Below are 19,193 nucleotides of genomic sequence, written 5' to 3'. Positions count from 1 at the left end.
ATTTGAAAAAAAGAGTAAATTATAAAAAATTTGTGACGAATTTATGTGACTAATTTGATTGATAGTTTTTTATACTTAAACTAATTATTCTACAAATTTAACAAAATTGATATTTTGACCCTTGACTTTAAGTTTTTTTGTTTGATATATTTATAGTATGAAAAAGAATTGCATAAAAGCAGCACTCTTTGTTATGGTATTTTTAAGAGGTTTATTTCTTTTTGCTCAAGAAACGAATGAGGAGCCTAAGATGCAAAAAGACCGGCTTCATTGGTCTTTGGGGCTTTTGCTTGAAGGAAATATGAATGTGCCGAAAGACTGTGCCTTGGGCACGGGGCTTTACGGAATGGTTGTTCTGCCTGATTGGGTAAAGGTCGGCAGGTTTTCGGCCGGAGCAAAGCTTTTGTATTCGACTGGATTTAAAAGATATAGTTTGCTTGATACGGCGCTTTTGTTCCGTTGGAATTTTTATGACTTTGAAAAATTAAAAAAAGTAGATTCGGGCTTTTTTTTCCAAGCGGAAGGAGGCCTTTCCTTAGGCTGGAACCGCAAGGCTTCAAAACCCTTTGTGTTCGGTTTGGGGGAAGCGGCGTTCGGCTACCGTTTTACAGTAAAAAACTTTTTTATAGAGCCCTACATAAGAGGCGGTTATCCTGTAATATGGGCCGCCGGAATAAGCGGAGGATTTAGAATATGAAAAAGACTTTAGTTATATTTTTAGCGGTACTTTTGGTATCGGTTTTATCTTGTACAAACCCTTTTTTAAAAAAGATGTTGGTTGAGGATGATACAGTAAAGCCTGATCTAGGCTCTTTTGAAGATGCAGGCGACTTTGTAAAAATAATCCCGCCTGCAAACGGCATCGCAGGCGTTGAGCCTGACCCCGCTACCTTACCCGGAAATGAAGCTAAGTGGAAGGGCGTATTTATTGCCGGCCGCAAAGTAAAATTAAGCCCCTACAAGCTGGGCAAGACAGAGGTAACCTATAAACTTTGGAAAGAAGTCTATGATTGGGCTACTGGAAAAGGGTATCAGTTTGCTCATCCGGGGACAAAAGGCAGTTCCGGAACCGGAAATGACAAAGAACAACCTGTAACTAAAGTAAGCTGGCGGGACTGCATTGTGTGGTGTAATGCTTATACGGAAATGAAGATGGATGAAAATGAATGCGTATACCGCAAAAGCGATTCTACCGTATTAAAAGACTCAAGGGACTCAGCCGGGGCTGCTTGCGATGCTGCCTATGCCGATATGAAGAAAAGAGGCTTTCGCCTTCCAACCGAAGCCGAATGGGAGTATGCTGCCCGCTGGCAGGGAAGTGTAGAAACAAATGCGGTTCAATACGGCGATGTATGGCTGACCAAACTGTACAGTGCAAGCGGAGCAACAGACAAGTGGGACACGGCTGAAACGGGAGAGGTTGCATGGTATTCTGGTAATTCAGGTAGTAAAACCAATCCTGTAGGAAAAAAACGGAAGAATGCTCTCGGTTTACATGACATGTCAGGAAATGTCTTGGAATTGTGTTTTGATTGGTATGCCAGCATAGTAGCAGGAGAGGTTTCTGATCCTCAAGGTGCTACGTCGGGCCCCGGCCGTGTTGTACGCGGCGGCCGTTGGAACTGTGAGGCGAAGTTCTGCACTGTAGGTCTTCGAAACTACAGCACCCCTTATGGGAAGGGCGACGCTCTCGGCTTCCGTGTGGCTTGCCGACCGTGAGGCTCTGAAAAATATAAAAGGGCGTAAATTTCACAACCGGCACGGATGCCGGTGGTTTAAACTTACGAGTTTTTTGCGAAGCAAAAATACTCGAAGCTGAAAAATGTACTCTGGACGTACATTTCACGACCGGCACGGATGCCGGTGGTTTAAACTTACGAGTTTTTTGCGAAGCAAAAATACTCGAAGCTGAAAAATGTACAAGGACGTACATTTTTCAGCGGTTAAATCAGTCCTTTGAAACCTTCAAATGCCATGGATAGAAGGGCTGCAGCAATAAAGAGAATGGGCGTTCCTTTTAAGAATTTCGGAACAGGGGCATTATCTATTCTTTGTCTTAAGCCTGCCAAAAGCAAGAGCGAAATCATAAAGCCGAAAGCTGAACCTGCAGCATGAACAAGGGCTTGTACAAAGGTATAGCCTTCATCAATGGCATCGATTGTAACTGCAAGGATTGCACAGTTTGTCGTAATCAGGGCCAAATAAACCCCCATCGAGCTGTAAAGGGCAGGAGCCGCTTTTTTTAGATAGAATTCTACCAGCTGAACCAAGCTTGCAATTACCAAGATAAAGATAAGGGTCTGAAGGAATTCGAGGTTTCCTATCAATACGTAATTGTATATGGGATAGGTTACGGCTGTGGCCAAAAGAGTAACGAAGAGTACGGCCCAGCCCATGCCTACCGATTTTTTTACGTCGGAGGACATTCCTATAAAGGGGCAAAGGGCTAAAAAGCGCATTAAAACTACGTTTTTTACAAGGATTGCAGAAAGAAAAATACTAAGTGTTTCGGGCATTTTTTACTCCTCCTCTTTTTTAGCTTCCGGCTCGGTTTGCGGAGCAGGCGAACTTTGAATTTTTTTCTTAGGTCTTTCTAAAAGCTTTTTTGCAAAGAGGTTTATCGAAATCATAATACCGAATACAAAAAAGCCGCCGGGTGCATTTGCAAAAAAGCGTATATGATAGGCTTCGGGTATAAAGACGTTTCCAGCCAAGGATCCCGAGCCTAAGATTTCTCTTATAGCCGAAATAAGCACAAGAACTATCGTATAGCCGACTCCCATTCCCAGAGCGTCTAAAACGGATTTTCCGGGGCTTTCTTTTGAAGCAAAGGATTCGACTCTTCCCATAATAATACAGTTTACAACGATCAGCTTAATAAAAAGTCCCATTGCATCCGCTAGGGCAGGGGTATAGGCCTGCATCAATAGGTCTACAATGGTCGTAAAAGAGGCTATTACTATGATAAAAACCGGAATTCTTATGTCCTGAGGAATTAGTTTTCTAAAAATACTTATGATTAACTCGCTCATAACGATAACAAAGGTCATTGCAAGTCCCATTCCAAGGCCGTTTAGGATATTTGTTGTAACAGCCAGAGAAGAACAGAGGCCTATCATTAAAACCAAAAGGGGATTGTTTCGGATAATTCCGTTTGTGAAAATATTTAAGTTTTTCATTTATTTTTCCTCCTCCAAGTTATTTTTGGCCATATATTCTATTGCCGTAACGGAAGCATCTTTCACGATGGCTGCAACACCCCTCGAGGTTATTGTAGCTCCTCCGATTGCATTTATATCGGCATTTACTTCAAAGGCCGAATCAAGAGCCTTTCCGTTAAACTGTCCGGCAAAGGGCTCGTCCGCAGCCTTGCTTCCTAAGCTGGGTGTATCGGTAAGCTCTAAGAATTCTATCTTGCGTATTGTCTTGCTTAGGTCCATGGCTATCAATATGGTTGCACTTGCATAGGTGGGCCCCTTAGCGGTTATGGTAAGGCCTACGGTTTTTCCGTTTTTTATTGCCGTATAAGCATTTAAAAACGTGGTTTTATTTAAGCCTTCGGGGATTTCCGCACTTATTTCTTTAAAGTCTTCAGCTTCAGGAAAAACGGCTTTTAATGCCCTGTTTGTCTTTTCTATCTTTACTTCAGCAATTCGCGGAGCCGTAAAGTTGTAAACTGCCGCAAGGGCTAAGCATGCTATAACCGCATAAGCCGAAAGGGTAAGGGCTAACTTTATCATCTGTTTCATTTTGCAGCCTCCTTGTTCTTTTTGGGCGGTTTTACATAGCCGTATTTTACGGGTATAATTTTGTTCAAAAACGGAACTACGGCATTCATTATAAGAATACTGTACATAACACCTTCGGGCATACCTGAAAATAAGCGGATAAGGCCGGTTATAAGGCCGCAGCCTGCACCGAAAAGGAGTTTACCTTTTGGCGTTACGGGGCTTGTTACATAATCGGTTGCCATAAAGACGGCTCCGAAGGCTAAACCTCCCGAAGTCAGGGTTAAAATAGGGTTTATACCTGCGATTGAGGTAATTATGACTGCTGTTGCCATCATAGTAACGGGCGTTCTCCAGTCGATGACCTTTTTAAATAGAAGATATGCAAAACCTAAAAAAATCAGGAGTATGCTTGTTTCGCCTATACAGCCCGCATGGTTTCCCAAAATAAGCTGAGTATAAAGGTCAGTGCTTGAACTCAAATTTAAAGTTTTGGCTATTTCGGATGCACTCAGTGCAATGCCTTCCTTTGCGTTTATGAGCTTTAAAGGCGTCGCAGTGCTCACAGCATCAAAGATGGAGTTTCCGGGTTGTATCCAGCTGGTCATTGCTCCCGAAAAGCTTGCAAACATAAAGGCTCTTCCTACCAAGGCAGGGTTAAATACGTTTGCACCAAGTCCCCCGAAAAATTCCTTGGCTACAACTATTGCAAAAAAACAGCCTAGGATAAGCATCCATATCGGAAGATTCGGCGGAATTACAAGGGCAAGCAGAAGGCCTGTAATAACGGCTGAAAGGTCTTTTACTCTTATATCCAGCCTGCATATTTTTCTAAATAAGCTTTCAAATCCTACACAGCAAAGAACCGAAACTATGATTCTAACTAATGCAGGTATCGAAAAAAGATAGATTCCATAGGCTGTTAAAGGCAGCAGGGCTATAATTACATCCAGCATTAAGGTTTGAGTCTTGACCGGTGTTACAACATGGGGAGCCGGAGACATAAAAATTTCGTTTTTATCGGATTCTGCCATTATTTGCCTCCTTCTTCGGTTTTTTTAGCCTCAGGCTCTTGTTTTTGAGCTTCAGCTGCTTTTTTTTCTGCTGCTGCGGCCTTCGCTGCAGCTTTGGCATCTCTTTTTTGCTTTTCTTCCCTTGCTATCTGCTTACCAATCTTAACTCTTTGAACGAGTTTAATGCGGGCAGGGCAGGTATAAGCGCAGGTTCCGCATTCTACACAGTCTAAAAGACCGCAGCGGATAGCTTCTTCGGTATTTCCGGCATTTAATGCTCTAACGATTAAAACGGGAGAAAGGTGACAGCTGCATACGTCAATACACTTACCGCAACCTATACATGGGCTTTCTTCTTCTAAGGAAATTTCTTCCTTTGTCAAAAAAAGTACACCTGAGGTATTTTTTTGAATAGGGAAGTCTGCATTTTTCATGGCAAAGCCCATCATCGGGCCGCCTGAGATTATTTTTACGACTCCCGGTTTAAGGGAAACTACGCTTGGAATAAGGTCCCCGACGCAGGTTCCTATAGGGGCTATTACGTTTAAGGGCTTTTCGCAGGCCCCGCCGCCTATGGTTAAGGCTCTGTCGATAAGGGGTTTACCCAAACGGAAGGCTTCTGAAATGGCTTTTAAGGTTCCTACGTTTTGGATAACGCAGCCTATTTGGAAGGGAAGGCCTCCTGAAGGGATTTCCCTGTTTACGACTGCATCCGTAAGAGTTTTTTCTCCGCCTTGCGGATATTTTGTTTTACAAAGTTGAACGCTTATATCGTAAGCACCTGCGGCAATCGGATTTGCTTTGATTTTTGAAATAGCCTTTTCCAAAACCGGAACCAAATCTTTTTTATTGTCTTCAAGGGCTATAATTCCTTGTTTTGCGCCTACTATGCGCATAGTGATGGCAAGGCCGTCGACAATGCTATCCGAATCGTTAAAAATTGTGGCAGCATCCGTGCAAAGATAGGGTTCACATTCCGCTCCGTTTGCGATTACATACTCGATTTTTGCATCGGGAGGAGGGCTTAATTTTACATGAGTAGGAAATGATGCTCCTCCCATGCCCGTAATGCCCGCATCCCGTACTCTTTTAAGAGCTTCTTCCTTTGTGCATGTAAAAGGGTCAAGGGGAGGCATAAATTCTTCCCTATTTTCTTCATCGATTTCGATTAAAAAACAAAGATTTTCCGTATTTCCGGTTACAAGATGAGGTTCTATCTTTTTTACCTTTCCTGAAACGGAAGAATGGACGGGGGCCGACATAAATTTATCGGTTTCGGCTATCTTTTGCCCTCTGGCAACCAAATCCCCTACGCTTACAAGAGGTGTATTAGGCATGCCTCCCTGCGTAATAGGAATCCAAACTGATTTATTTGACGGTAATACCCTAATGACGCTGTCGCTAGGTGAGACCGCCTTTCGCTCGGGCGGATGCACTCCGCCTTTAAATGATTTTATACCCATACCTGTATTTTATACATAAGTAATGAAACTTTCAAGAGGATAAAATCATTTTAGGGCAATACATTTTGCACCTTATATAAAATTAATTTTTATCTTCTTCTTCTCTTACAAGCTTAAAAGGATATTCGGCAACTCCGTCAATAGAGTTATAGATTTTCGTGTAGCCCAGATTTGACAGTTCATAGGCTGCTCTTGAAGATGCCGTACCTACATTACAATATAAAAGCAATTTTTTATTTTTGTCCGGTATTTTGTCAAGATTATTTTCTATTTCAAATATGGGGAACGATATGGCTCCTTCTATGTGTCCTATGTCATAAAACGATTTGGTTCTGCAGTCAAGGATTAAAGCATCGGGGTCTTTTAGCATCTCTTCAAAAACTATTCCCCTTACAGAGTTATAAGTGACGGTTTTATAATTATATTGATTAACTCCTTCTGCGTTATAAATTTGAGAAAATCTGTTTCCTACCAATATCTCTGCTGCTTTAAAACTTTCATCGTTAGTTTCGGAATATACATATACCGGTTTGTCTTTCCAATCGGTTATTTCTCTTAGGCGGTTTTTTATTTCGTTTAAAGGTATATTTATAGCGTGTAAAAGATGACCTTGCTTATATTTATCATAGGGCCTGACATCAATTACCAATATAGAATCTTTATTTGAATCGGAATTTAAATATTCAAGTCTTGAGCCTTTAACATCTTCAACTTCTACTTCTATACCGCACGAAATTAACGATATATTCACAATTAAAACTATAAAAAGCAAAAACCTTATTTTCATAATTTAATCTCCAAAAAACTTAAATACTCTGAATTTATTATAATGATTTTTACTCTCATTGTCAAAAGGGCCGATACTCATTCTCTTTCAAAGACAATGGGTTCATCACCTGTAGGTATTGCATCATTTATACTCAACTTAATTTTTGTTAAAACCATCCGCTGCATATTTTTCTTTTCACTTATTTCAAGCAGATAAAATTTAGTTGTATCTTTTTCGGATTTCATTTGCATTATGATTTTTTCGTTTATTTCCAATATGTTAAAATAACCTTTTTCAATATCTTCAGATTGTTGAAGTGTATAAGAATTTCCTAAAAGGTCTAAAAAAACGTTATTTGCCGATTTCCACTGATTTGAAGATTTTGATAAAATTCTTTTTGCTTTTTCCGCATTGCTTTCTTTTTCGTTTGTGTTATTTAAAAGTAAATTTGTATTTTTTTTATACTTTCCGTTCCAAAGAGATGCAGTTCCGAATTTAATTCTTAAAACGTCTTCTATTACACGCACCTGTATTTCATCAAGCCCTTTAATTTCAATTTCGACTCTTCTTATTATATTCGGAATCGACTTATTGTTTGTTGTAAAAAATAAACCGTACCTTCGAGGCAAGGTTGTTTTTATTTCATAGATTTCTTCAACATTGTCTAAATTAAAAATAATATGACTGTCGTTTTTATCAAAATAAACACTTCTGCCTGTTTCTTTATTCCCTTCTTCTTGAAACCATAATCCGGACAAAAAGTCTATAAAGGATTCCATATTTCCGCTTTGAAGTTTTCTTAAAAGCTGAATTTCTATTTTTTCACCCGGAATTGTCTTTTTTAAACCTTCTTCATATTTTTTTGTCTTCACATTCCATGTATATTCGGTCTCAATTTGGTTTAGAGTGTTGGGGGCCGCCGGGTCGGAGTCGTAAGTGTATATACGATATGAAGATAGGCTAACAGGGACTTCGTCTTGAGTTTCAATTTCTTTGATCTGAATCTGCATATCCGCATGTAAGTCGGCTATTTGGGCAAGCTCAACATTTCCGCCTTTGTCCTTTTTGATAGTATGTATGGATAAGACCTGCCTATTATCCGATGTCATTCCGGAATAAATAAGGGATTTGGGATCTTGCGTCAAATTCATAATGTAGAATGTAAGAGACTTAGGTTGTGTTATCGTTGTTCTTATTTCTTCAACCCTCTCCCATTTTTGAGTTATCGGGTTTTGAATTGAAATAATCAGGTATAAAAAAGGATCCAATAGTTTTTTTACGGCAATAATTTGGTCTTCTACACCGTCTTCATTTAAATCATCCGAAATAGCATCAACAAAGGTTTCATCATTGAATAACTCCAAAAATATTCTTGTTTCAGTATTCGCTGAATAATTTTCGTTTTTTTTATCTTTGTTGTCTATTTGTGAAGAAACTATGGGGATTATTGTTTGTGTAACAATTTTTTCTTCACCTTTTGTATTTGACCGTATAAACTTTAAATAAATTAAAAAGCTTAATACAGCCAAAACAATAAGAGCCGAAATAATATACATTATGCGTTTGAACATACTTTGTTTAAATCCTTATCCGTAATTATGGTTACTAATGGTTACGGATTATCTTTTTTGATTAAGGCTTTGTTTTCGTCGGATTGAACCCTTTCTTTATCGTTATTTTTTATTATATCGGAAAAAAGAGCCTTGCTTGTTTTTACAACCCTGTCTTCAAGTCCCATATCAACCGTAATTTCATACCAATTATCGTGTTTTATAATTCTTGATTCAACTAAATAAGGACTTGAAAACTTTTTTTGTTTCCCGCTGTATTTGGATGTCATAGGAGCATCTTGTTCAAGGTCCGTCAACATAAAAAGAACCTTATACCTTCCGTTTTCGCCTCTTTGGTTTACGGCTTCCTGTATTTTATCGAGAGCCCTTCCTACATCGGTAAACCTTCCGTTCGGGCTTATTTTATTTACCGTTTTAATTATCTTGTCGGTGTCTTCTTTGCTCTTTATTTCAATTGAAATCAAATGTTCGGGACTTTCATAAAACTGATAAATGCTTATCCAATCGCCGGTGATGATAATTTGGTCTATCAATTCATCAAGAACCCATCGTTTTAAGCTCTCAAATTTTCCCGGATCCTCCATGGATAATGACTTGTCAATCATAATAATCATGTCAACAGGCATTGTTCTTTCGCCTGAATTTAAATTAAATAAAACTCCCGCTAAAAGCAAAAATATAAAAATAACCTTTTTAATTTTCATAAATACTCCTTTTTTATGCTTTATATACAGTATTATACAACATATTTGAAAAAAAATCATCAACTTTAAATAAAAACTCTTTACATTATGCAAAATATGTTTATAATTATATAATAGTGATATATATTGTAATTAACAAAATTGCTAAAAGTAAGGAGAGTTAGGAATGGCAAATTTAGATCTACCACAGAGCCCGAATGTATTCCATCCCGAGAAGCCCAGTGCTGTCGGTTCGAGAAACTCATTGGCTCAAGACTATCGAGATCAGCAGAAAGAAGTTAATCAGCTGATTGAAGAAGAAACAAATAAAGTGTTACACCACTTGACCACAAAGCTTCCCAAAGAAGTCCTTGAAAGATTGGACGTAATGGGCGGCGTTAAGGAAAAGCTGTATAACTACTTTAACCAGAACTACCAGAACATGTTCAACCGATACATGGTAACGGCTGAAGATGAAATGCTCAAAAAGGTACGAGGATTTATCGATCGGGAAGAAATGAAGGTTTTAGACCGCTATACTCCGAAAGAAATCGCTACCCTTCTTGATGCAGTTGGCGGTGCTGACAAGTTTAACACAGGCGAAATCGAAAAATCGATTGTAAACATGTACGGACACTTACAGGGTCACGTACAGCGCGGTGTTAATGATTTGGAAACCTTAACAAACTCATTGTTAAGGCAGAAGACGGACGTAGGTGCCTTCGTTCGAGGTGAAAACGCATACTCAATCGTAAAGTGTGCATTTAAAGACAACCTCTACAAACCAAAGACTGTAACCGATGTTAAGCTTTCCGTAAACATTCTTGATACGGAACTTATCAGCCCGATCTTCCAATATCAATCAACAGTCGAATATCTTATCAAAGACCTCTTGTCAAATCACTATATGGATGTAATTGACAAGGAAATTGAGAAGATAAAGGACAAGAGAATTGATCAGGGATTGGATGAATTGTCTGACGGCGAAATCATTTTCGCAAAAATCGATAAGGTAGATGGTATTACTGATGATGATGTTGAGAATCCCAAGAGCAAGAGATACGATGTAGTATCAAAGAAACTCATGGAAAGAATCAATAACTTAAGAGCTGAAATCGATCCTGAGACCTTTGATCAGCTTAATATCAGAGAAAACATTAAAAAGATCATCGACCTTGAAAACATCAGAAACCGCGGATTTAATACGGCTATCAACTCGATTACCTCAATCCTTGATACCTCAAAGATGGGATATCAGTATATCGAAAACTTAAAGAATGCCCGTGAGCTTATCTTGCGAGAATATGATGACACCGATATCGCCAACCTTCCTGATGAAAGGTATCAAATCCGCCTCAAGTATTATGACAATGCTCAGTTGCTCGCAGAGCGACAGGCTTATGAAGTAATGATGAGCTCTTTCGAAACTGAAATTCAGCACTTGTGGGATGTAGTACGCACTACATACGACAAATCCAAGTTTATGACCAAAATCACAGACTTTAACGATTTGGCTGCAAATTACAGGAAATTCATCAAACGAAAGTACAAGGATCCGTCCGGTGAGCCCGTATACGAAGATACCGCTAAGGTTTGGGATGAAATCTCCTTTGTTAAAGCTCCGGAAACTGAAGTTGAAAAGATGAACAGAACCTATGTCTACGAAAAAGACAAGCTCCGCAAGAAGCTTATTATCATGCGCAAGAGAATGAAGGATTTGTATGATTATCAATATCCTATCGAAAGACGCGTTATCGAAGACAGACTTTCGTTCATAGAAGCAGAATTCAACAAATTCGATTATTTAATCAATCCCTTCCATATCCAACCCGGTCTCTTGCTTGATATCGATATTACATCTATCAAGAGAAAGAAGGCTACATTGGACGGAATGGCCAACGTGCTCAACGAATTCTTGCACGGTGTATCAAAGGGCTTTGCCGACGCAGCATTTGCTTCGTTCAGCCGCCGACGATCCACAGTTCGTGCCGACATTGCACAGAGCTTTGCTGCTGCCGAAGATGATGATCCCAAAGCCAGTGGAGCTGCAGGCCGCTCTCAGTTTATCGATATGCTGAACAGCACTCCCGCCATTGCAGCTCCTGCAGCCGAGTCTGTAAGCTCTCCGGCTAAACGCAGAGGACCCAAAAAGAGTGCCTCTAAGGCAAGAAAGACAGGCTCTGTTGATGCAGGACGAGGCCGACGAAAGGCTAAGTCAGGAATTAAAGAAATTTAATTAGGATTTTAGAGCTTAACTGATTCAAAATTAAGCCCCTGGAACAACCCCGTTTCGGGGGCTTTTGTTTAAAAAAAGGAGTAATTATGGTTAATATGACTAATTTTTTTGTTCCGCTTGCTAAAAAGACTGATTTTAATGTTTCCGTTAAACATATTCAGTCTGTTATAGAAATTTTAGAGGATTGTGATCCCAAAGAAAATATTGCGGACAAGATAAATCTTATGATAAGAGAACAGACGATAAAGCCGGAGCAGGTTAGGTCCATTCTTTCGGTTTCTCTGCTTGATAAATGGAATTATAAAGTTGTATCTGAAAATTTGAAATTTATTTTGGATGATGCCTCCTCTTTTGTTGCTGAGGTTGCCAAATGGTCCGGTATTGATTTGGTTTTCGGCTATGATCATCCGGATTTGGGTTTTATCGTTATAAACCCGAAAAATCCTGCTGCTGCCCAAGTTATTCAGGGATTTAGAAAAAATGAGCTTCTCCTAATATTTGTCGGAAAACAAGACAGGGGCTCTGTTGATGCCGGTCTTGCCGATTCCGTTATTTCTGCTATTCATAAACTATTTGAAAAGAAAACTTGCTCGGTTCCTGCATCCGTAAAAGCAGGGCCCTTTGTATATGTTGAACCGAAAAAAGCTGCTCCTGTAAAAGTTAAAAAGGCTGTTACCAAAAAGCCCGGTAAAAAAATTAAGGCTGCTTCAGCTCCTGTTAAGGTTCAGGCAAGTTCCGTTCCTTCACATTTGGAGCGCCCATCTGCCGTGGCCACAGGACCCAAAAAGATGTCGCAGCTTGTTTCTGTTCCTGTTTCAAATGAGCTCTTCCATAATGGAAATGTTGAAGCATGGAAGAGAATTATACGAAGTTATACTGCAAAATACCAAGATGCCGAAGTTATGGTATACTATGACGGAGAGCGTATTGTAGATATAAATACCTTATTTAAGTGGGGAAAGGTTAAACACGGAAGTACAATCCAATTTGCCGTTTCTGCAGCAGAAATAAACGACCTTTCAAAGTTGTCAAAATATTTTAGGCAGGGAGCCAGTCCCATGTTTGAAGCATTTTTGCGCGGATCTCCGGATACCGTATTAAATCTATTTTAAGGAGTAAAAAATGAAAATTTCAAACAATATACACTTTTTTAATAGTAAAGAAATCGTCGGTAAAAAAGTTGACAAGAATTTATTGGGTATCCGAGGAAGACAGGCAAACGAATTTGCAGAACTAAAGCTTCCAATCTTGCCGGGTATTATAATTGATGCTTCTGTGGCGCAGGATCTGGGCGATATAAAGATATATTCCGAAATTTCTCCCTATTTAAGCAAATTCGGCTCAGAAGTAAAAAAAACATACGGCGACGCCGGCTCTCCATTGCTTTTAAAATTAGTTATTTCGCCCAATATGCTTATTACAAGCTATCCCACCCTGCATAACTTCGGTCTTACCAAGGATACTGTAATAGGATTTCAAGAGAATGTAGGCGAAGATTTTGCTGCAAATGAAGTTCTGTTTTTGCTTAACGGAATTTTAACAGTTGTGCTAAAAATCGAAGAGTTGGAAAAAAATGAACAAAAAGTTAAAGATTTGGAAAAAGCCTTGCATGACATAAAAGAATCAATGAAGATGGGTAAAATCGGTTTAAAACCGGGAGCCATCATGGATAAATATTCCAAGTTTTTACCTAAACATTTTTTTGATGATTGTAAAGTTCAGCTTGAAGAGTCAATCCGCCTTATCGCCCGTCTTTTAACCCTTGAAGAAGATTCGGATCATGATGTGGCTCTTTTGATTCAGCCCATGGTTTATGGAAATTACAGTAAAGACTCATATTCCGGTTCTTTCTTTAGCCGAAATATTGTAAATGGTGAGAAGAAATTACAGGGTCAGTTCTTTGCCGAAAAATTCAATGAGGTAAATGCCGAAGGTAAAGATATTAACTCCATCAAGCCTGAATACCTAAAGCATCTCCAGCAGATTGCATGGCAGCTTGAAGATTATACAAAGGATATCCGCAATATTCGATTTACAATCGAGGCCGGAAGACTCTGGCTTATCGAACAAAAATCGGTTGAAGCTAAGAGCACCATCTCGATGGTTCAGATTTTGCTGGATTTATACAACAGAAAGATAGTAGATGCCGAATATGTTGTGCGTGCCGTTAAACCCGGTCAGTTGAATGAGATTCTCCACCCCGTTATAGACATCATGAGTACAAAGGGTATGAAATCATCAAAGGGCGGTATAGCCGGTGCTCCGGGAGCCGCAGTGGGCAGAGTCTATTTTACTGCCGATTCCCTTATCGAAGCTCAAAGAGCTGCAAAACTTCAGGGGTTGGACACAAGATGCATTCTATGTATGCCTGCAACCTATGCAGGAGACGTAAAGGGCATAGAGGTTTCTACAGGTGTTATATCGAACGAAGGCGGCTATTCGGCCCATGCTTCCGTTGTTGCCCGACAGTACGGTAAAATATCTCTTGTACGCCCCGATATGAAAATAAGCGGAAACAAGGCCGTTATTGAAGGTGTTACAATAAATGAAGGCGATTATATTACGCTCAATGTTCCTTATTACGGAGACTCTACGGTTTATTTCGGTGAAGCAAAACTGATTGAACCCGATCCCGAAACATCAGGTCTTTTGGACTTTATAGGCCTTGCAAAAAGCTTCCTGTCCAATTTCCATGTAAGAGCCAATGCCGACAGTCCTCGTGATGCTCAGCTTGCTTTGGATTTCGGTGCTGAGGGTATAGGTCTTTGCCGAACCGAACACATGTTCTTTAATGAAAAGAGAATAAATACCTTCCGCGAAATGATTTTAGCTCCAAGTGAAGCTGAAAGGAAAAAGGTTCTTGATAAACTTCAAAAAGTACAAACGGAAGATTTCTACGGAATCTTTAAGACTATGAACGGCAAAGAGGTTACTATCCGATTGTTGGATGCTCCTCTCCACGAATTCCTGCCTCATAATGACCTTGAGCTTGACGGCTTTGTAAAATACTTGACGGCTCAAAAGAAGAAAGTAAGCAAAAAGGATTTAACTGCGGAAATCGAAAAACTTTCCGAAATCAACCCTATGCTTGGTCACAGGGGCTGCCGAATTGCCATAAGCTATCCTGAAATTTATGCTATGCAGATAAGGGCTATTTTTGAAGCCGCATACAAGCTTAAAAAAGAAAAAGTAGATGTAAAACCTGAAATTATGATTCCTCTTATAATGAACTTTAGAGAATTAAAGCAAATTATTTACGGAAAGAAGATTGAGGGCCATACTTATTTAGGTATTGATGCTATTGCCGACGAGGTTAAGGCTGCCGTAAAAGGCGGAGACCTTGATTACAAGGTTGGAACTATGATCGAGCTTCCGGCTTCTGCCCTAAGTGCCGATGAAATTGCAAAGTATGCACAGTTCTTCTCTTTTGGAACAAATGACTTGACTCAGACTACTTTAGGCCTTTCACGCGACGATTTTAACAGCTTTATGCCGGACTACACCATGTACGACCTTATCGACGGAAACCCATTTGCCGTGCTTGACAGCAGGGTAAGGGACTTAATCGAAATTGCAATTCAGCGAGGAAAACTTACCAGACCCGATTTGCATCTCGGTCTTTGCGGTGAACACGGTGCCCGTCCCGAAAACGTACGCTTCTGTATGGATGCCGGACTGGACTATGTTTCATGTTCGTCATATTCCGTACCTATTGCCCTCCTTTCGATTGCACAGGCTGAGTTGGAGAATGCGGAAAAAGCCGGGATAAAGCTTGAGCCTAAAGCTCATGTTTCGAGAAAGCCTTCTTCTGCAGTACCTAAATCGGCCGCAAAAAAGCAGGCACCCGAAAAAAAAGCTGTAAAGGCAAAGCCTGCATCAGCTAAAAAAGCTTCTTCTGCCAAGAAGAAGACTGCAAAAAAATCCAAGTAGTTTTATACGGCTCCGCTTGGAGCCGTTTTAGAGGTTTATGAAAGCCTGCAAAAATGTGAATTTTTGCAGGTATTCTTATCTTAATCTTTTTTAAGGAGTTTTTTTATGGAATACAAAATTATTGGAGATGCTTTTCCTGCCGTTGTTTGTAAACTTAGAGCAGGGGAGAAAATGATAACTCAATCCGGCGGAATGGCATGGATGAGTTCAGGGATTTCTATGGAAACATCTGCCGGCGGAGTAGGTAAAGCCCTCGGAAGGATGTTTTCGGGAGAAAGTTTATTCTTAAATAAATACACGGCAAATACCGATGGAGAAATCTCTTTTGCCTCAAGGTTCCCCGGTGCTATAAAAGCATTTGAAATCACTTCGGGCTCTTCCCTGATTGCACAAAAAACCGCTTTTTTAGCTTCAACTGAAGGTGTTGACCTTTCGATTCATTTTCAGAAAAAACTGGGAGCAGGCTTTTTCGGAGGCGAAGGTTTTATAATGCAAAAACTTTCAGGAAATGGAACGGTTTTTCTTGAAATTGACGGTTCTGCAGTAGAGTATACTTTGGGTGCCGGTGAAACAATGCTTTTGGATACGGGATATCTTGCAGCAATGGAAGAAACCTGTAAGATGGAAGTAGAGATGATAAAGGGTGTAAAAAATATCCTTTTCGGCGGAGAGGGTTTATTTAACACAAAAGTTACCGGTCCCGGAAAAATAATTGTACAGACAATGCCTATTCATGCGGTTGCTCAATCTTTGATTCCGTTTTTACCACATGGAAAATAACCGGCTTTAAAGCCGGGCTCTAAAGCCCATTTTTATTAGCCGGTAAGCGATGCTCACCGGCTTCGCCGAGAGATGTCCTTATAGTTATTTTGTAACGTTAACTTAATCTTTGTGTTTTTACAAACGCTTAATTTGGAGAATCCTATGGCTAAAATGCAAATAATAAAAGCCGAAGATTTCGGCTATGATTTTATTGATGGTAAATATTTACCGAACGGTAAAGACGAGTATTATATAAGATTTAATCAAACTAATCATCAAAATCGTAAATACCGTCAATTGAATTCGGATGAAATTGAGCGTCTGATAAAAAACGGAAATTCCAGTACTGATTGGTCGATGGTCTTGGTTGAAGATCCCTTTGACACCGATTTAATAACAAACAGTCTTTTTGCCGGTTTGGTTCGAATTGCTTCAACTCAAAATTTTTACTTAAAATATCATGATTTTACGGTTCCGGTCGGGATTACAAACAGCAAGATTATTTCCTGCGATATAGGGGAAAACTGTGCAATTCATTATTGTGCCTATCTTTCACATTATATAATAGGAGACAGGGTTATTTTAAGCCGCATTGATGAGATGTGTACGACCAACCATTCAAAATTCGGAGAAGGTTTAGTAAAAGACGGAGAAGATGAACAGGTTAGGGTAACGATAGACACGGTCAATGAAGCCGGCGGAAGGGAGGTTTACCCCTTTTATGATATGATTACGGCTGATGCATTTTTATGGGCAAGGTATAGGGATGATGACAAGCTTATAAAAAAGTGTGAAGAAATAACTCAAAATTCTAAAGATTCAAGCAGAGGTTATTACGGTGAGGTTGGTTCCGATTCCGCAATAAAGAGCTGCCGTATCATAAAGGATGTTAATTTCGGTTCTTCGGTATATGTGAAGGGAGCAAATAAGCTTAAAAACTTAACCGTAAAATCAACGGCTGAAGAGCCCTCGCAGATAGGGGAGGGAGTAGAGCTTGTAAACGGTATAATAGGCTTTGGTTCCAGAGTGTTTTATGGAGTAAAGGCAGTGCGTTTTGTTCTCGGCAATAACTGCGAATTAAAATACGGTACACGGCTTATTCATTCCATAGTTGGAGATAACTCTACCATTTCCTGCTGTGAAGTTCTCAATGCTCTTATCTTCCCGTACCATGAGCAGCATCACAATAATTCTTTTTTGGTTGCAGCGATGATTCAGGGGCAGTCCAATATGGCTGCAGGGGCTACTGTAGGTTCCAATCACAACACAAGAGGAAACGATGGCGAGATTATAGCAGGCCGGGGATTTTGGCCGGGGCTTTCTTCAACTCTAAAACATAATTGCCGTTTTGCTTCATTTGTTATTTTGGCAAAGGCGAATTATCCGGCAGAGCTTGATATTCCTTTTCCTTTTAGTTTGGTTTTAAATGATCCGCATGAGGATAGGCTTGAAATTATGCCTGCCTATTATTGGATGTACAATATGTACGCTCTTGAACGCAACAATAAAAAATTCTTAAAACGGGATAAGAGAATAACAAAGACCCAGCATATTGAAACCGCCTATCTTGCTCCCGATACAGCTGGCGAAATTTTAAATGCCCGCACTCTTCTTGAAAAATGGATATGCGCAGCTTGGATTGAGGCCGGAAATAAAGCTTTAAGCATAGATGAAATTATAAGGGATAAAAAAGATGAGGCAAAGAATCTTTTTGTAAAGGGTGAAAATATCGAAAGGTCTAAACGCAGGGTAAAGATAATCAAGGCGGTAGAATCTTATGAGGCTTATCGGGACATGCTGATATGGTATGGGGTTACAACTTTAGCCGAGTATTTTGATAAGGGTTTGGATAAGATTGGAATGAGTATTGAAGAGTTTAAACTTTCAAAAGATTTTGATTTTAACTGGGTAAATATGGGCGGTCAGTTAATCCCCGAAAAAAAACTCAATTCAATTAAAGAAGACATAAAGGCCGGTAAACTTAACACTTGGCAAGATATTCATAAATCTTATGATTATGCCCATGATTCTTATTGCCATGATAAGGCTGAAAACGCTTATGCTGTTCTTTGCGAGCTTATGAATGTCGAAAAGATAGATAAGGTCCTTTGGAATAGACTCTTGGAAAAAGCTGCAACAATAAGAAAATATATTGAAGAACAAATATTCTATACAAAAAATAAGGATTATAATAATCATTTTAGGGATATAACTTACCGGAATTCTGAAGAAAGAAAAGCTGTTTTGGGAAGCGTAGAAGATAACGCCTTAATTATTGAATCAAAAAAAGATACGGAATATTATCTTAAACTTTTTGAAAGGCATAAGGCTTAGATAAAAATGGAAAAAGAAGTCGAAAGTTTTAAAGGAACAAAAACAGCCGAAATGATTTTGCTTTTGGACAAGGTCTATAAAGAAATTGAAGAAGCCGAGAAGGAGTGGATGTCAAAATGTCCTATTAAGTGTATAGACGGGTGCGGAGCCTGCTGTGTTCATTTTGAACCGGATGTTTATGAGATTGAGGCTCTTTATCTTGCATCTTGGCTTCTCTTTCATCAAAGAGAACGGGCCTTGCAAATACTGGAAGGCCGTTTTAATGAAAATGTTTTAGATAAAAAAAACGGATGCCTCCTATTCGATATAGATAATCCTTATCATTGTACCGTATATGACGGCCGTTGTTTAATATGCCGTCTTTTCGGTTATTCCGGAGATCACGGCAAAGACCGAACCGTGCGCTGGCGTCCGTGCAAATATCTGGTTTCCATGGATAAAAATCTTTCTGCTTCAACCATTAAACAATACTCACAAGAAGATTTGCTCAATGTTTTTGGTACACTGCCTCCGGTTATGAGCGATTTTTCTTCACGGATATTGTGTTTTATGACTGAACAGGCGTCTCATACCCTTCCGCTTCGGGAGGCTTTACCTGCTGCAATTTCTAAAATTCTCATGCTTGAACGATATTCCAACAATCCGGAATTTGAACCTGATACTGATCCTGAAACTCCGCCTCTGGCTTCTTAAAATAAATCGGT

16 protein-coding genes are annotated in these 19,193 nt (G+C 39.6%); 8 read left to right on the top strand and 8 right to left on the bottom strand.

From position 1 onward, the window contains the following. Nucleotides 1-157 precede the first annotated feature (157 nt). Nucleotides 158-697 carry a hypothetical protein gene (locus HYB91_RS08830; protein ID WP_193328954.1) on the top strand — a complete coding sequence of 180 codons (540 nt, stop codon included), beginning with the start codon at nt 158-160 and terminating at the stop codon, nt 695-697. Beyond that, a complete protein-coding gene (locus tag HYB91_RS08825; protein ID WP_002682092.1) occupies nt 694-1,719 on the top strand; it encodes a formylglycine-generating enzyme family protein in 1,026 nt (341 codons plus the stop codon). The genes HYB91_RS08830 and HYB91_RS08825 overlap by 4 nt, the downstream gene beginning before the upstream one ends. A 224-nt stretch (nt 1,720-1,943) precedes the next feature. Here the strand turns inward: HYB91_RS08825 and HYB91_RS08820 are convergent, their stop codons facing one another. From HYB91_RS08820 to HYB91_RS08785, 8 genes are all read right to left on the bottom strand, one after another. Beyond that, on the bottom strand, nt 1,944-2,516 hold the full coding sequence (locus HYB91_RS08820; RefSeq protein WP_002670118.1) for an electron transport complex protein RnfA: 573 nt from the start codon (nt 2,514-2,516) through the stop codon (nt 1,944-1,946). Between the two features lie 3 nt (nt 2,517-2,519). After that, nucleotides 2,520-3,179 (bottom strand): electron transport complex subunit RsxE, encoded by a 660-nt coding sequence (rsxE, locus tag HYB91_RS08815; RefSeq protein ID WP_002677207.1) that lies wholly within the window; start codon nt 3,177-3,179, stop codon nt 2,520-2,522. After that, nucleotides 3,180-3,749, bottom strand: coding sequence for an RnfABCDGE type electron transport complex subunit G (locus HYB91_RS08810; RefSeq protein WP_002677209.1), 570 nt, complete (start codon nt 3,747-3,749; stop codon nt 3,180-3,182). Next, entirely contained in the window at nt 3,746-4,762 is a 1,017-nt protein-coding gene (locus HYB91_RS08805) for an RnfABCDGE type electron transport complex subunit D (protein WP_002677210.1), read from the bottom strand. The genes HYB91_RS08810 and HYB91_RS08805 overlap by 4 nt, the downstream gene beginning before the upstream one ends. Beyond that, the gene (gene rsxC / locus HYB91_RS08800) at nt 4,762-6,204 is read right to left on the bottom strand and encodes an electron transport complex subunit RsxC (protein WP_002677211.1); all 1,443 of its coding nucleotides are present in this window, start codon (nt 6,202-6,204) and stop codon (nt 4,762-4,764) included. The genes HYB91_RS08805 and rsxC overlap by 1 nt, the downstream gene beginning before the upstream one ends. An 82-nt stretch (nt 6,205-6,286) precedes the next feature. Continuing rightward, nucleotides 6,287-6,991 carry a rhodanese-like domain-containing protein gene (locus HYB91_RS08795; RefSeq protein ID WP_002677213.1) on the bottom strand — a complete coding sequence of 235 codons (705 nt, stop codon included), beginning with the start codon at nt 6,989-6,991 and terminating at the stop codon, nt 6,287-6,289. A 77-nt stretch (nt 6,992-7,068) separates the two neighbouring features. Further along, nucleotides 7,069-8,544, bottom strand: a complete 1,476-nt coding sequence (locus HYB91_RS08790) for a pallilysin-related adhesin (RefSeq protein ID WP_253719477.1) — start codon at nt 8,542-8,544, stop codon at nt 7,069-7,071. Nucleotides 8,545-8,585: 41 nt separating this feature from the next. Then, the gene (locus HYB91_RS08785; protein ID WP_253719476.1) at nt 8,586-9,248 is read right to left on the bottom strand and encodes a vWA domain-containing protein; all 663 of its coding nucleotides are present in this window, start codon (nt 9,246-9,248) and stop codon (nt 8,586-8,588) included. Nucleotides 9,249-9,414: 166 nt separating this feature from the next. On the opposite strand from HYB91_RS08785, the gene cfpA reads away from it, so the two are divergent. From cfpA to HYB91_RS08755, 6 genes are all read left to right on the top strand, one after another. After that, the gene (cfpA, locus tag HYB91_RS08780; protein WP_002672116.1) at nt 9,415-11,463 is read left to right on the top strand and encodes a cytoplasmic filament protein CfpA; all 2,049 of its coding nucleotides are present in this window, start codon (nt 9,415-9,417) and stop codon (nt 11,461-11,463) included. Between the two features lie 86 nt (nt 11,464-11,549). Next, nucleotides 11,550-12,575 (top strand): hypothetical protein, encoded by a 1,026-nt coding sequence (locus tag HYB91_RS08775; protein ID WP_002677219.1) that lies wholly within the window; start codon nt 11,550-11,552, stop codon nt 12,573-12,575. Nucleotides 12,576-12,585: 10 nt separating this feature from the next. Beyond that, nucleotides 12,586-15,393: a putative PEP-binding protein gene (locus HYB91_RS08770; protein ID WP_002677222.1), complete on the top strand. Its 2,808-nt coding sequence runs from the start codon at nt 12,586-12,588 to the stop codon at nt 15,391-15,393. A 105-nt stretch (nt 15,394-15,498) separates the two neighbouring features. Further along, entirely contained in the window at nt 15,499-16,173 is a 675-nt protein-coding gene (locus tag HYB91_RS08765) for a TIGR00266 family protein (protein ID WP_002677224.1), read from the top strand. 144 nt (nt 16,174-16,317) lie between these two features. Continuing rightward, the gene (locus HYB91_RS08760; RefSeq protein WP_002677227.1) at nt 16,318-18,489 is read left to right on the top strand and encodes a DUF4954 family protein; all 2,172 of its coding nucleotides are present in this window, start codon (nt 16,318-16,320) and stop codon (nt 18,487-18,489) included. Nucleotides 18,490-18,495: 6 nt separating this feature from the next. Continuing rightward, nucleotides 18,496-19,182, top strand: coding sequence for a YkgJ family cysteine cluster protein (locus HYB91_RS08755; RefSeq protein WP_002677231.1), 687 nt, complete (start codon nt 18,496-18,498; stop codon nt 19,180-19,182). Nucleotides 19,183-19,193 lie beyond the last annotated feature (11 nt).

This window comes from Treponema sp. B152 (genome assembly GCF_024181665.1).
GTDB lineage: Bacteria > Spirochaetota > Spirochaetia > Treponematales > Treponemataceae > Treponema_B > Treponema_B denticola.
This window is presented reverse-complemented; position numbering and strand designations above follow the sequence as displayed.

Coding starts and splice junctions, on each gene's coding strand:
- HYB91_RS08830 (WP_193328954.1), top strand. CDS start 158: ATGAAAAAGAATTGCATAAAAGCAGCACTCTTTGTTATGGTATTTTTA.
- HYB91_RS08825 (WP_002682092.1), top strand. CDS start 694: ATGAAAAAGACTTTAGTTATATTTTTAGCGGTACTTTTGGTATCGGTT.
- HYB91_RS08820 (WP_002670118.1), bottom strand. CDS start 2,516: ATGCCCGAAACACTTAGTATTTTTCTTTCTGCAATCCTTGTAAAAAAC.
- rsxE (WP_002677207.1), bottom strand. CDS start 3,179: ATGAAAAACTTAAATATTTTCACAAACGGAATTATCCGAAACAATCCC.
- HYB91_RS08810 (WP_002677209.1), bottom strand. CDS start 3,749: ATGAAACAGATGATAAAGTTAGCCCTTACCCTTTCGGCTTATGCGGTT.
- HYB91_RS08805 (WP_002677210.1), bottom strand. CDS start 4,762: ATGGCAGAATCCGATAAAAACGAAATTTTTATGTCTCCGGCTCCCCAT.
- rsxC (WP_002677211.1), bottom strand. CDS start 6,204: ATGGGTATAAAATCATTTAAAGGCGGAGTGCATCCGCCCGAGCGAAAG.
- HYB91_RS08795 (WP_002677213.1), bottom strand. CDS start 6,991: ATGAAAATAAGGTTTTTGCTTTTTATAGTTTTAATTGTGAATATATCG.
- HYB91_RS08790 (WP_253719477.1), bottom strand. CDS start 8,544: ATGTTCAAACGCATAATGTATATTATTTCGGCTCTTATTGTTTTGGCT.
- HYB91_RS08785 (WP_253719476.1), bottom strand. CDS start 9,248: ATGAAAATTAAAAAGGTTATTTTTATATTTTTGCTTTTAGCGGGAGTT.
- cfpA (WP_002672116.1), top strand. CDS start 9,415: ATGGCAAATTTAGATCTACCACAGAGCCCGAATGTATTCCATCCCGAG.
- HYB91_RS08775 (WP_002677219.1), top strand. CDS start 11,550: ATGGTTAATATGACTAATTTTTTTGTTCCGCTTGCTAAAAAGACTGAT.
- HYB91_RS08770 (WP_002677222.1), top strand. CDS start 12,586: ATGAAAATTTCAAACAATATACACTTTTTTAATAGTAAAGAAATCGTC.
- HYB91_RS08765 (WP_002677224.1), top strand. CDS start 15,499: ATGGAATACAAAATTATTGGAGATGCTTTTCCTGCCGTTGTTTGTAAA.
- HYB91_RS08760 (WP_002677227.1), top strand. CDS start 16,318: ATGGCTAAAATGCAAATAATAAAAGCCGAAGATTTCGGCTATGATTTT.
- HYB91_RS08755 (WP_002677231.1), top strand. CDS start 18,496: ATGGAAAAAGAAGTCGAAAGTTTTAAAGGAACAAAAACAGCCGAAATG.